A 13,615-nucleotide genomic window follows, 5' to 3' on the forward strand; every position below is an offset into this window, starting at 1 on the left:
CACCTTCTTGTTCGAATGTCTTGGGAGGAACGGCTATGCCTAGCTAGATAGCCAGCAGACCGCCATCGATGACGAAATCAGATCCGGTCACGAAGGAGGCCTCGCCGGATGCCAGGAATAGGGCCAGGGCGACCACTTCCTCGGGTTCGCCAGGGCGGTCCATCAGGACACCATCGAGAAGCGCCGCTCGCGCCACCGGATTTTCCAGAAACTCCAAGGTCCCTGGGGTAGCGACGAAGCCAGGGCTGAGACTAACGGCGCGAATCCCCAGGGGAGCCCCTTCGACAGCCAGTTGCCGAGTAAAGGACACAACCGCCCCCTTCGCTGCGGCATGTGCGGAAATTCCCGCGACCTTGGAGCCACCCCAGGCTGCCGTGGAAGAAACATTGATAATGACTCCACGCCGCGCAGCCAGATGGCCCCAGGCGTACTTAGTGGTATAAAACAGCAGGTCGATCTCGTTGCGAATGGTGTAATGCCAATCCTCGACAGACAGTTCATTGACCTTGCCGAAGCGTGCCGCCGATGCGTTGTTGTACAGGATATCAATGCCACCATGCTCAACCACAGCCGCCTCGACCCAGGCCCTGGCCTGCTCATAGTCACCGAGGTCGACGGGCGCTCGACCATGCAGACGAAGTCCCTGGGCGCTCAGCAGAGCGGCGGTTTCCTCGTGTGCTGCACCATTGAGGTCGCAGCCCACGACGATAGCGCCCTCACGGGCGAAGCGCAGCGCCGCCGCCCTACCCTGGCCACCGCCAGTTCCGGTGATCAGCGCGACCTTACCTTCAAGACGCCCAGTCATTGCATTCTCCATTTCTTGTTCTGATTTTCTCAGATCGGATACCGCTATTGCCCCTCAGGCTTGATCTCTTCGAGCCAGATGGCTTCGGCCGGGCAAGCTTCGGCGCCCTCTCGTGCCTCGTCTTCCAGTTCGACGGGAACAGCCTTGTTATCGACGTAAACCAAACCATCGGCATCCAGCTTGTAGATGCTGGGACAGATCGCAGCACAAAGACCGTAGCCACAGCAGCGGCTGCGCTCGACCACAACCTCGAATCGGGCCTTGTCGGAACTCATCTTATTCTCCTTATCCAAGCAGGCGCAAAAATAATGAACACTTTTCTTAAATTTGTAAATAAAAGCCCAGTACGCTTCCAAAAACCAAAGTCATCTCGCCTCGAATAGCTGCGACCTATCCCCCCAGACCGCTCAAAACCGGCTAACTACCGCCGATCCGCCGGTAACAGAAAGGCAAACGCAATCGATGCTCCCGCACAGGATCAGACCAAGGTGCAGTCGGCCGCCTCCGACTCTCCCTGAAAGCGGAAGCGACCTACCGCCAGGGTCAACTCCTCGGAGAGCCCTCGCAACGAAATAACGGCACTGGAGACACTATGAGCAATCGCATCCCCCTCTCCAGCCATGCGCGCAATGCGCTCGACATTCAGAGCCACGTCCCGTCCACCGACATTCTGCACGCGGACCGCATCGGCAATCTGTTCCACGCCACGAGTGGAATCCCCCACCAATTCCGCCGCCTGCTGTAACGTGGACTCCAGGTCAGCCAGCAGCCTGCTGCTGTCCTCCAGCGCCACAGTGCCAGCACGCAAGGCTTCGTCCACCACCTCAGACTGCCCTTCCAACTTCGAGGTCAGCTCGTTGATCGAGTTGGCCGCTAGGGCGGAACGCTGCGCCAGACTGCGCACCTCGTCCGCCACCACGCTGAATCCACGCCCACTTTCGCCGGCGCGCGCGGCTTCGATAGCCGCATTGAGGGCCAGCAGGTTTGTTTGGGCCGACAGGTCCTTGACCTGAGTAATGCTCGCAGTGATGGCCGTGGTGCTTTCCACGAAGTCGCTTACCGATCCCCGTATTTCTGAGAACGCGTGACGCACGCTGTCGATATTCTCGAGCAAGCGTGACAGCGCCAGATGACCATTCTCCGCCCCGTGCAGGCTCGCCTCCGCCGAACTGCGCAAGCTTTCCGCATGACTGGAAATAGTCGCTATACCGTCGCTCATCTGCCCGATAATGAGCGATACCGAGGCCACAGCATCGACCTGCGCAGTGGAGCTCTCAGCCACCTGTGCGGAGGCCTCCACCAACTGTTCCGCTGAAGTGCCAACCGAAATTGCCACATTGGTGACCTGCCACATTGCCTGCTGGAAACTGTCAATCAGCTCGTTGAAAGCCTGCGCAGTATGGGCTATCTCGTCACGCCCCATTACCCGCACACGGAGGGTCAGGTCGCCATCGCGCAACCTAACGGAAGCTTGCTCAATTTCCCGAATGGCTCGAACAATCTGTCGACGCAGCAGCAGACTGACAAACAGAGCTAGAGCGCTAGCCGCAACGAGGACAACAATCAGCATCCTGGACAACTGCCGCTGCAGATCGCCAGCCTCGATGAAGGCATTGGAGGTCAACTCCGCCTGCAACCCCAGCAACCGGTTGAACTGCCCCTGCAAACCGTTGTATTCGGCACGCATTCGCCCCAGCAACGCCGCCGCCTGCAACTGATCGTCAACGGCCGTGCGTTTGAAGTCAGACAAGCCTTCACCGACCACCCCAGCCTGCTCTTCCACGGCTCGATAGAGGGTTTTCTCCTCGCCGCCCAGGCGGGTCTCCTGAGCCAGCTTGCCCATCCCTGTATGCATGTCATCGATACTGTCCTGCATATCCTCGAGATAGGACTCGAGCTCCTCCCTGGAGGCCGAGCCATTCGACTCGAGGATTCGCACTACCACAGCATAGGCGCCCACCATCGCCGCTTGCGAAGCCGAGGAGGTTTCGAGCACCTGGCGATACTGATGGAAACGCAGGTGGTCGATTTCCTCAATCACTGCCTGCTGCTTGAGCAGCCCCCTATAGGCCATCCCCGACACGATCAGTAGTGACAGCACGAACAACCCTGGCAGCACGAGAAGCTTGGCGCCGATCGAAAGCCCTCTCAGAAACATCATGGCACTCACCGTTCTTGTTGTTATGGAAGATAGCTGGACAGGCACGCTGCCCCGCCATACTATTTGCACAGTATTCACGTTTATGTACATAACATCAAATAAGACGCCTTGCCTGCTCGAGACCCCGGCCCTACAAAACCAATAAAGGACGCCAAACCATGCCTACCGCCCGAAACGAAGCGGCTATTGACTTCACCGAGTTCAAACGGGGATGGCGCATCCTGCTACTGTCCGTGGTTGGGGTTGCTGTCAGCATCAATGCTGCCCTGCTCTACGGGTTCGGTACCCTGGTAGTGCCGCTGGAAGCGGCATTCGGGTGGAACAAGAGCGAACTTCAGGCGGCGATCACTTTCCTCTTCGGTGGCGCAGTAATCTCGCTGCAGCTGGTTGGCTGGTTCAACTTGCGCTACGGCATGAAGCAGGTGACAGTCATCTCGCTGATCCTGCTGTCTCTGGGCTACCTAGGCACCACTCAGCTGAACGGGTCGATCTGGTCGCTATACCTAGCTTTCGCTGTCCTGCCTTTGATCGGCATGGGAGCGCTGGCGGTAACCTGGACCCAGTTACTCAGCCTCTGGTACGACCGCAATCGCGGGCTGGCCCTGGCTATCGGCCTGTCCGGTACCGGCTTGACCGCGGCGGTCGTCCCGCGCCTGATGTCCTGGAGCATCGAGCAATGGGACTGGCGCGCAGCCTTCGTTCTTCTCGCCCTGCTCAACTTGCTGCTGCTATTACCGCTGACCCTGCTTTGGTTCAAGCTTTCCGACAGAGCCGGCCAACGCGCGCAGGGCGACACCAGTACCCTGCTAGAACTGCCCGGCCTGAGCTTCCGTGAAGGCATGTACTCGACCAAGTTCTGGACCTGCAACCTGGCCCTGGCGCTTGTGATTTCCTCTATCGTCGGCATGGTCACCAGCACCGTCCCCATGTTGCAGACCAAAGGCCTGCCAGCCGCAGAGGCAAACCTGATCTTCAGTGGCTTCGGCATTGCCCTGATCTTTGGCCGCATGCTCATCGGCTACCTGCTCGACCGCCTCTGGCCACCAATGGTGGCCGCCATCAGCCTGGCGTTGCCGGCCATCGGCTGCCTGGTCTACCTCGGCGGCACCACAGAGTTCGCTCCGCTACTGCTGGCCGCCGTGCTGGTGGGTTTCGGCGCCGGTGCCGAGTTCGACATCGCCGCCTTCCTGGTCGCACGCTACTTCGGCCTGCGCGAGTACGGCCGCCTGTTCGGTGTACACCAGGGTCTGAATACCGTGGCATCAGCCCTCGCGCCACTGTTGTTCGCCTTCCTTCTCAGCCGCACCGGAGGCTATTCGGCAATGCTGGTCTATTCCCTTGCCTGCAGCTTGATCGGCCCCCTGTTGCTACTGACTCTGGGCAGCGCTCCCCGCTTCGTCTCGACGCCGATCGCGTCCCACCCCTGACCCGACACCCAAGGAGAAGACCATGCCCACACTGACCTTCATTGAGCACAACGGCACCGAGCACAAGGTGATCGGGGATATCGGCCAATCGGTAATGCAGGCCGCCACCTTCGCTTCGATACCCGGCATCCCGGCAGATTGCGGTGGTGCCTGTGCCTGCGCCACCTGCCATGCCTATGTCGACGAAGCCTGGCTGGCACGTTTGCCTGCGCCGGAGAGCACCGAAAACGACATGCTCGACTGCGCCTTCGAGCGCCGCGACAACAGCCGCCTGACCTGCCAGGTATTCATCAGCGAAGAACTCGACGGCCTAGTGCTGCACCTGCCTGCATCGCAATTCTGAAGAAGAGGTCCTTATGTCACTTGCCTCAGTAGTCATCGTCGGCGCCGGACAGGCCGGTTTTCAGATCGCGGCCTCGCTGCGCCAAGAAGGATATGACGGCACTATCACTCTGATCGGTGACGAGCCGGGCCTCCCGTACCAGCGGCCACCGCTGTCTAAGGCCTACCTGCTTGGCAAGATCAACGAGAACGCTCTTCTATTCCGTCCAGCCGAGTTTTTCACCACCCAGCGCATCGACCTTCGCCACGACCAAGCTACCGCCATCGACAGGCAGAACCGTCGGGTTCTGCTAGCCTCCGGCGAGGCGGTCTCCTACGATCATCTGGTCCTCGCCACCGGAGCCCATAACCGCCCACTGCCGGTCCCCGGTGCCGAACTGCAGGGCGTATTCGGCGTCAAGACCAAACAGGATGCCGACGCCCTAGCCCCGCTGGTGAAGGAAATCCGCAACGTTGTGGTAGTCGGTGCCGGCTTCATCGGCCTGGAGTTCGCCGCAGTGGCCGCCGAACAGGGTGCCAGCGTGCACGTCTTGGAGCTCGGCGACCGCCCGATGGCACGCGCCGTCTCAGCGGAGATGTCCCAGTTGTTCCGCCAAGCACATGAGGCCTGGGGGGTAAAGTTCGATTTCCGCCAGGGCCTGACCCGGATCGAAGGCAATGCCGGCCGAGTCAGTGGTGTGCAGACTTCGGATGGACGCCTGCTGCCGGCCGACCTGGTGGTCTTCGGTATTGGCGTGATCCCCAACACCCAACTGGCCAGCGAGGCTGGCCTAACCATCGAAAACGGCATCCGCGTTGACGCCAACCTGCTGACCTCCGATCCGCACATCTCCGCCATCGGTGACGTCGCCTGCTTCCCTTGCCTGCAGAACGGCGAACAACCGACCCGCCTGGAATCCGTACAGAACGCCGTCGACCAGGCGCGCAACGTGGCAACGCGACTGCTTGGCAAATCGGCACCCTACGCCGCACTGCCCTGGTTCTGGACCGATCAGGGCAACCTCAAGCTGCAGATCGCCGGGCTTTCCACCGGCTACGACAGCACAGTGACCCTCGGCTCGACGGAAACCCAGCAGCTCTCTGTGCTGTGTTTCCGCGACGACCAATTGATCGCGGTGGAATCCTGCAACCGACCGGGCGACCACATGGCCGCGCGCAAGATTCTCTCCCGCCCGCCGCAGCTGAGCGCCGCCGAGGCCGCCGCCGAAGGCTTCGAGCTCAAGGCCTGGGAAGCCGCCAACCGCGACTGAACGACCGCCGCCGCGCCCACCGCAGGGCGCGGCTTCGGCCAGCGCCACGGCCAATCCCGCTCCCTGCCGAACGAGCCTGCACCGACTGCCGTCCGCTCAAGGCGACACCTGATGAACGCCCGTAGCCAATCGCTTTCCACCGGCCTGTCGATCGTCTCGATCGTCTGCTTCAACTTCGCCTCCTACATCGCCAACGGACTCCCCCTTGCCGTGTTGCCCGGCCATGTCCTGAATACCCTCGGATTCAGCAGCGCCATGGTTGGCCTGGTGATCGGCATGCAGTACCTGACGACCCTGCTGTCGCGCCCACTGGCTGGCCTGCTTGCCGACACCCATGGCGCCAAACGCACGGTGATGACCGGACTAGCCGTGCTGACCGGCAGCGGCCTGCTGACGGCTCTGGCGATCATCCTGCCGCTGCCCCCGGGGGCCGGCCTGGCGCTGCTGCTCACCGGGCGCATCCTCCAGGGCATCTCTTCGGCTCTGATCTCGACACCCTGCTGCACCTGGGCCATTGGCCTGCATGGCACGACACGTACCGCACAGGTGATGTCCTGGAATGGCATCGCCGCCTATGGCGGAACCGCCCTCGGCGCGCCGCTCGGCGTTCTAGTACGGGACCAGCTGGGGCTTGCCGGCATCGGTATCGGCATCACCCTGCTCGGCTTGCTGCCCCTGCTGTTCGCCCGGAGCCGACCGCCGGCCCCGTTGCTGCCGGGCATACGCCTGCCATTCCACTGCGTGTTCCTCGCCGTGCTGCCCAACGGCCTGGCCATCGCCTGCAGCTCGGTGGGCTTCGGCAGCCTGACCGCCTTCGTCGCCCTGTACTTCGACAGCCGGGGCTGGAACAACGCGGCCTATTGCCTGAGCGCCTTCGGCATCGCCTTCATCTGCGCCCGGCTGGCATCGCCCAACGCGCTGCCACGCTTCGGCGGCTACCGGGTGGTCGCGCTCTGCCTGACGGTACAAACCCTTGGGCTGCTGCTCGTTTGGCTGGCACCTACGCCCCTGGTGGCGATCCTCGGCTCGGCGCTGACCGGCCTGGGGGTGTCCTGGGTCTATCCGGGGCTGGGGGTGGAAACCCTGGCGCGCACGCCGGAGAGCAACCGTAATTCGGCCCTGAGCACACTGTCGCTGTTCTTCGACCTGGCCGTAGGGCTGGCCGGCCCACTGATGGGCCTGGTGGCCGCGCATTTCGGTCTGCCATGGATTTTCTTCTGCTCAGCCCTGCTCTCGACCCTCGGCCTTACCCTGGTGCTGTACCTGCGCCAGCGCCCCGGCCAGTGAAGAGTGGGGCGCTGGCGGTCGAAGCATAACTGAACAATTTCAATAATATTGCCCATACAAATCGATACCTGCATTCTGCAACCAGCGCCCCGGCCGCCGGCAAACCCGCCACACCCTACTCCACAAGCCCCATTCCATAGATCTGAAAGGCTGCCCAACGGGAGCAGCAACGTGCCTGACCGGTGGTTTCCGGCCCTGAGCAGCCGTTGACTCAGATCAATTAAAAAGCCCTCCACGGGGCAGATAATCGGCTCGCAAATGAACAAAAAACTATTTTTTGTTCATATTAAACAACAAGAGCGAAGACCGACTATGACCAGCACTACCAACCCGGCGCTGAGCGACGGCACGAGGATTTCGGACCTGATCGACCTGGAAAAACATGAAGTGAAGATGCGGACGCTGTCCGACCCCGAGCTTTATACCCTTGAAATGAAGAAAATCTTCGCCAGGACCTGGGTCTTCCTTGGCCACGAAACCGAGATTCCGAACAAGGGCGACTTCGTCGTCCGCGACATGGGCTCTGACTCGGTGATCGTCGCCCGCTCCAGCGACGAGCAGATCCATGTCTCGCTGAACGTCTGCCCGCACCGAGGCATGAAGATCTCCACCGTCGATGGCGGCAACGCCGCCGCCCATGTGTGCATCTACCATGGCTGGACCTTCCGCCCCAACGGCGACTTCATCGCCGCGCCGGTGGAAAAGGAGTGCATGCACGGCAAGATGCGCACGAAGGCCGAACTCGGCCTGCACAAGGCCCGCGTGTCCGTCTATGGCGGCCTAATCTTCGCCACCTGGAACATCGACGGCCAGTCCTTCGAGGACTTCCTCGGCGATGCCAAATGGTATTTCGACACGCTCTGGTGCCGCACCACCGCCGGCATGGAAGTGCTCGGCCCACCACAGCGCTTCATCATCCGCGCCAACTGGAAGACCGCCTGCGAGCAATCCGCCTCGGACGGTTTCCACACCCTGACCCTGCACCGCTGGCTGGGCGAGGTCGGCCCCTATGCGAAGAAGCCGGATGCCGAAGGCAAGGGCGGCGACCTCAGCCCGGAAATGTACGGCGTCGAAGTCTGGACCGAACACGGCCATACCATGCGCTGCATCGAACTGGACCGCAAGATCCAGCGCCTCACCGGACGCGACCCGTCCACCATGAGCGCCGAGGAAAAACTCACCCTACTGCCACCACCGGGCATCACCCGGGAAATGGTCCCGGAGCTGCTCAAGCGCTTCAGCCCCGAGCAGTTGCACGTCATGAGCTGGCGCCCGCCGCAGGTGGGCAACTTCTTCCCCAATGGCCTGTTCGAGTTCATCTACCTGCCTCAGCCGGACGGCACCGTGCTCGGCGCCATGGCCCTGCACGCCTATATCCCCAAGGGGCCGGACAAGCTGGAATTCGTCAACTGGATCCTCGCCGAGAAGGACACCCCGCCGGAAATCAAGGCGCGCATGCTGCGCCAGTCGATCCAACTGCTCGGCACCTCCGGCATGGTCGAACAGGACGACTCCGACACCTGGCCACACATGACCCTGGCGGCCAAGGGAGCGATGAGCGAGGACATCACCCTCAAGTATCAGGCCTTGTACGAAGACGACACCAAGCCTGCCGACTGGCCCGGCCCCGGTTATGTCGGCGAGGGCTTCACCAAGGACGATACCCAGTGGCAGTGGTGGAAATACTGGCACGCGCTGATGACGGCCTGACCCCCAATCCTCGTACACCCTGCCCGGCTGCGCAGCGCAGCCGATGGCACGCACAGCCTCACGGAGATCGCCATGAACGACCTACAGACCCTGCTCGCCCCCACGCCCCTGCCGCCGACCGATCGCAGCAAGCGCATCTCCAGCGGCAGCCCGCTGCATAGCGAAATCGTCGACTTCCTCTACGACGAAGCGGAGTTGCTGGACACCCTGCAACTCAAACAGTGGAGCGAAACCCTGACCCTGGATATCGAGTACAACGCCCCGGCGCGCCTCACCCGTCCCAACCGCCAGCAACAGCAGACCGTGGTGCGCAACGTCCAGCACCTGCATGAGAGCCATGGCTCGCTGATGGTGCGCATCATGCGCATCACCGACACCCGCAGCGCCTGGGGCGAGGACCCGCCCTCGCGCACCCGGCGCCTGGTCAGCAACGTCCGCGTGTTCGGCACCGACAAGGCCGACGAATACAAGGTACTGAGCTACCTGCTGGTGACCCGCAGCCGCTTCGACTTCGACGACTTCGACCTGATCCCCTGCGAACGCCACGACATCCTGCGCCGCGAGAACGGCCAACTGAAACTGGCGCGGCGCGAAATCCTGCTGGACCAGGCGGTGATCGGCACCCCGAACCTCGGCATTTTCCTTTGATCGACCCGACAGAAGTATAGGCCGCAGCCGCTGCGGCCAACCACGGAGAACGACAATGCAACTCGAAGACATGATCCTCGTCAGCGTGGACGACCACGCCATCGAACCGGCCGGCGCCTTCGACCGCCACATGCCGGCACGCTTCAAGGGCCGCCAGCCGCGCGTCGAGCAGCACGGCGGCCGTGATGTCTGGGTATTCGAAGGCCAGGCCACGGGCTACATGGGCCTCAACTCGGTGGTCGGCCGGCCCAAGGAGGAATACGGTATGGAGCCGCTGGGCTACGAGCACATGCGCCGCGGCACCTGGGACATCAAGGCCCGCGTCGATGACATGAGCGCCAACGGCATCCTCGGCTCGATCTGCTTCCCCACCTTCCCCGGCTTCGCCGGCCAGCGCTTCCAGAACCACCCGGACCGCGCCGTGTCCCTGGCGGCCATCCAGGCCTACAACGACTGGCACCTGCACGACTGGTGCAACGTCGCGCCGGGACGTTTCATCCCGCTGATGCTGGTGCCCTGGTGGGACATGCAGGCCGCCGCCGCCGAAGTCGAGCGTCTGGCCAAACTCGGCGTGCATGCCCTGTCGCTGTCCGACAACCCAGCGCTGCACGGCTTCCCGTCGATCCACAGCGACTACTGGGACCCACTGTGGAAAGCCTGCTCCGACAACAACGTGGTGATCTGCTGCCACATCGGCACCGGCATCAAGGCCGAGCACGCATCCGAGCTGTCGCCGATCGATGCCTGGATCACCTCCATGCCGATCTCCATCGCCAACTCGGCCGCCGACTGGATCTGGGCGCCGATGTGGAAGAAGTTCCCCAACCTGCGCATGGCCCTGTCCGAAGGCGGCATCGGCTGGATCCCCTACCTGCTGGAACGCGCCGACTTCACCCATCGCCACCACCACGCCTGGACCAACGCCGACTTCGGCGGCAAGAAGCCCAGCGACATCTTCCGCAAGCACATAATCACCTGCTTCATCGAGGACGATTTCGGCCTGCGCAACCTGCCGGACGTGGGTGAGAACATGGTCACCTGGGAATGCGACTACCCGCACTCCGACTGCACCTGGCCGAATTCGCCGGAAGTGGCCTGGGAAAGCCTGCGCAAGCTGCCCGAGGCGACCATCCACAAGGTCACCCACCTCAACGCCATGCGTGAGTTCTCCTACGACCCGTTCCCCCTGCTCGGTCGGGAGAATTGCACCGTCGGCGCGCTGCGCGCCCAGGCCACGCACGTCAATATCGAGCCGGCACTGGGCATGGGCGGAGCCGCGCCCAAGCGCGAGAAAGGCCAGCCGGTGACCTCCGGCGACATCAACGCGATGTTCGCCCAGGCGGACGCCCAGACCGCGTTGTAGGAAAGGCCATGGCGCCCCTCCCGGGCAAAGGCCGGGAGGGGACGGTTCAAGACCACGACACGAGGCCAGCATGGACATCATCGGCATTGGCTACCTGGGCTTCGAAAGCCCGAACCTGGACGCCTGGCGCGAGTACGCACCGCAGGTGCTCGGCCTGGGGCTGGGCAACGCCCCGGCGGGCGACCCCGACTCACTGTACCTGCGCAGCGACGACCGCCGTCACCGCATCGCCTTTCACCCCGGCCCCATCGACCACATCGCCTATATCGGCTGGGAAGCCCGCGGACGGCAGGCCTTCGACGCCGCAGTGGCGCGCTTTCGCGCAACCGGGGTGGCCCTGGAAATCGGCGATGACGCCTTGCGCGAGATACGCGGAGTGCGCGAACTGGTGCGCTTCCGCTGCCCGGCGGGCTACCAGCACGAACTCTTCTACGGACAGAAGTGGACGCCGCGCTCGTTCGTTCCCGGTCGCCCCCACGGCGGTTTCGTCGCCGACGAGCGCGGCGTCGGCCATATCGTCCTGATGACGCCGGACTACGGTCCCGAACTGGAAGCCTTCTTCATCGAGCTGATGGGCTTCCACTGGTACGGCGCGGGCGCCGGCAAGGGCCGTACCGGCTTCTTCCGGGCCAAGCTGAACGACAAGACCAGCCACGACATCGCCTTCGGCCATGCCCCCGGCATGAAGGGGGTGCAGCACATCGGCCTGTTCGTCAAGAGCCTGAGCGATCTCGGCAAGACCTACGACATCGTGCGCCAGCGCGAGCTGCCGATGCAGATGACCCTCGGCCAGCACTGTCAGGACCCGCACGTTTCCTTCTACCACTTCAGCCCGTCCGGGTTCGCGGTTGAGTGCATCCATGAATTGGAGCCCTGGCACCACGACGGCTTCGAGCTGAACCCCGAGCATCTGAGCGTTTGGGGCCATGAGCGGGCCGGACCGATCCTTGGCCCCAGCGTCATGCCCGTGGAGCGCTACCCCGACGACTGAGCGCGTGAATCCAACACCAACATCGACAGAAAAAGGACAAGAAGATGAGCAAGACCTACGACATCGTCATCGCCGGCGGCGGCCACAACGGTCTGGTCGCCGCCTGCTACCTGGCCAAGGCCGGGCGCAGCGTGTGCGTGGTGGAGAAGAACGACAAGGTCGGCGGCGGGGTCATGACCCGCGAGCTGACCATTCCCGGCTTCAAGCACGACGTCTGCTCGGTGGCGCACACCCTGCTGCAGGCCAACCCGCTGCTACGCAACGACGAGCTGGAGCTGAAAGCGAAGTTCGGCCTGAAATACATTAACCCCGACAAGATGACCGCGATCTTCTACGACGACGGCAGCACCCTGGAGTTCTACACCGACCTAGAGCGCACCTGCCAGGCCATCGCCAAGTTTTCCGAGCGTGACGCCGACGCCTACCGCCGCTTCAACTACCAGGTGTTCCAGAACCTCGACATGCTGGTCATGGGCATGTTCAACACGCCGCCTAGCGCTTCGCACCAAGCGCTGATGATGGAACAGAGCCAGGTCGGCCAGGAACTGATGCGCACCCAGGCGATGAGCGCCTGGGACTACATCAGCGAATGGTTCGAGAACGACAAGGTCAAGATCGCCCTGGCCCGCTACGCTTCCGAGGCGATGATGAACCCGTTCGACAACGGCACCGGCTTCGGCTTCTACATCATCCTGCCGCTGATGCACCGCTACGGCGTGGGCATCCCGGTCGGCGGTTCCGGAGCCTTCGCCGACGCCCTGCGCGCCTGCCTGGAACACCATGGCGGCGAGGTGCGCACTGAGGCGCCGATCAAACAGTTCAAGATTGACGGCGGCAAGACGACCGGCGTGATCCTCGACAGCGGCGAGGAAATCCTCGCTCGCCAGGGCGTGATCTCCACCCTGCATGCCAAGCAGGTATTCCCCGCCATGGTCCCCGGCTGCGAGTTGCCCGAAGGCTTCGAGCAGCGCATCCGCACCCTCAAGCACAGCAGCTTCCAGCCGTTCAACATGCACGTCGCCCTGCGCGAGGCACCGCGCTATAAGGTCGGCCCGGCGGTGGACGACTTCTTCTGGGTGGAACGCTCGCATTCCGACCCCGAGGAATTCGCCCGCGCCTTCCGCGACCTGGAGTACGGCATCCCGCGCCGCGACTTCATCGCCTACGTGACCCAGGACACCTACGATAAGACCCGCGCCCCTGAAGGCAGTCGCGTGCTCAACATGTACGCCTTCTGCCCCTACCACCTCAAGGGCGGCGCCCAGCGCTGGGACGAGATCGGCAAAGAGGTGGCCCACGCTTTTCTCGATGATCTGCGCAAGCTCACCACCAACATGGACGACGACAACATCCTCGGCTTCTCGTGGATGACCCCGCTGGACATCGAACGCCACAACAACGCCATGATCGGCGCCGACATCCTGCATTTCGGCTCCTACTCCTGGCAGATCGCCGGCAACCGCCCTGCTCCCGGCTACGCCCAGTACAAGTCGCCGGTGGCGGGCCTGTACCTGGCCGGCGCCAGCACCCACCCCGGCGGCGGTGTCACCGCCGCCTCCGGGCGCAACGTGGCGCGGGTGCTGCTGGAGGAATCCGGCCTGGACTTCGACGAACTGGTCGGGGCCTGAGCC

General features: G+C 63.0%; 11 protein-coding genes and 2 pseudogenes. 9 read left to right on the forward strand and 4 right to left on the reverse strand.

Translation table 11 applies throughout. The features are described 5' to 3' along the window. Positions 1–43 precede the first annotated feature (43 nt). From AC3B6A_RS18335 to AC3B6A_RS18350, 4 genes and pseudogenes are all read right to left on the reverse strand, one after another. Positions 44–805 (reverse strand): SDR family NAD(P)-dependent oxidoreductase, encoded by a 762-nt coding sequence (locus tag AC3B6A_RS18335; protein ID WP_058490417.1) that lies wholly within the window; start codon positions 803–805, stop codon positions 44–46. Between the two features lie 44 nt (positions 806–849). Further along, positions 850–1,080: a ferredoxin gene (locus AC3B6A_RS18340; protein WP_058490419.1), complete on the reverse strand. Its 231-nt coding sequence runs from the start codon at positions 1,078–1,080 to the stop codon at positions 850–852. Positions 1,081–1,283: 203 nt separating this feature from the next. Next, a pseudogene (locus tag AC3B6A_RS18345) lies at positions 1,284–1,799 on the reverse strand (methyl-accepting chemotaxis protein); the annotation flags it as partial. Between the two features lie 426 nt (positions 1,800–2,225). Next, positions 2,226–3,056, reverse strand: a pseudogene (locus AC3B6A_RS18350) (methyl-accepting chemotaxis protein); the annotation flags it as partial. 68 nt (positions 3,057–3,124) lie between these two features. Here AC3B6A_RS18350 and AC3B6A_RS18355 point away from each other — a divergent pair. The 9 genes from AC3B6A_RS18355 (at position 3,125) to AC3B6A_RS18395 (ending at position 13,612) form a co-directional block, all read left to right on the forward strand. Further along, positions 3,125–4,393 (forward strand): MFS transporter, encoded by a 1,269-nt coding sequence (locus AC3B6A_RS18355; RefSeq protein WP_058490422.1) that lies wholly within the window; start codon positions 3,125–3,127, stop codon positions 4,391–4,393. A 22-nt stretch (positions 4,394–4,415) separates the two neighbouring features. Continuing rightward, the gene (locus tag AC3B6A_RS18360; RefSeq protein WP_058490423.1) at positions 4,416–4,736 is read left to right on the forward strand and encodes a 2Fe-2S iron-sulfur cluster-binding protein; all 321 of its coding nucleotides are present in this window, start codon (positions 4,416–4,418) and stop codon (positions 4,734–4,736) included. Between the two features lie 13 nt (positions 4,737–4,749). After that, the gene (locus AC3B6A_RS18365; protein ID WP_058490424.1) at positions 4,750–5,985 is read left to right on the forward strand and encodes an NAD(P)/FAD-dependent oxidoreductase; all 1,236 of its coding nucleotides are present in this window, start codon (positions 4,750–4,752) and stop codon (positions 5,983–5,985) included. Between the two features lie 111 nt (positions 5,986–6,096). Beyond that, complete coding sequence (locus tag AC3B6A_RS18370; protein WP_058490425.1) at positions 6,097–7,272, forward strand: MFS transporter; 1,176 nt, start codon at positions 6,097–6,099, stop codon at positions 7,270–7,272. A gap of 312 nt (positions 7,273–7,584) precedes the next feature. Continuing rightward, the gene (locus AC3B6A_RS18375) at positions 7,585–8,982 is read left to right on the forward strand and encodes an aromatic ring-hydroxylating dioxygenase subunit alpha (RefSeq protein ID WP_058490427.1); all 1,398 of its coding nucleotides are present in this window, start codon (positions 7,585–7,587) and stop codon (positions 8,980–8,982) included. A 72-nt stretch (positions 8,983–9,054) separates the two neighbouring features. Beyond that, entirely contained in the window at positions 9,055–9,630 is a 576-nt protein-coding gene (locus tag AC3B6A_RS18380; protein WP_058490429.1) for an aromatic-ring-hydroxylating dioxygenase subunit beta, read from the forward strand. Between the two features lie 55 nt (positions 9,631–9,685). Further along, the gene (locus AC3B6A_RS18385) at positions 9,686–10,993 is read left to right on the forward strand and encodes an amidohydrolase family protein (RefSeq protein WP_058490431.1); all 1,308 of its coding nucleotides are present in this window, start codon (positions 9,686–9,688) and stop codon (positions 10,991–10,993) included. 70 nt (positions 10,994–11,063) lie between these two features. Continuing rightward, positions 11,064–11,984, forward strand: a complete 921-nt coding sequence (locus AC3B6A_RS18390) for a VOC family protein (protein ID WP_058490433.1) — start codon at positions 11,064–11,066, stop codon at positions 11,982–11,984. A gap of 44 nt (positions 11,985–12,028) precedes the next feature. Beyond that, a complete protein-coding gene (locus AC3B6A_RS18395) occupies positions 12,029–13,612 on the forward strand; it encodes a phytoene desaturase family protein (protein ID WP_058490435.1) in 1,584 nt (527 codons plus the stop codon). Positions 13,613–13,615: the final 3 nt, after the last annotated feature.

The sequence above is a fragment of the Pseudomonas sp. B12(2026) genome (assembly GCF_057767015.1).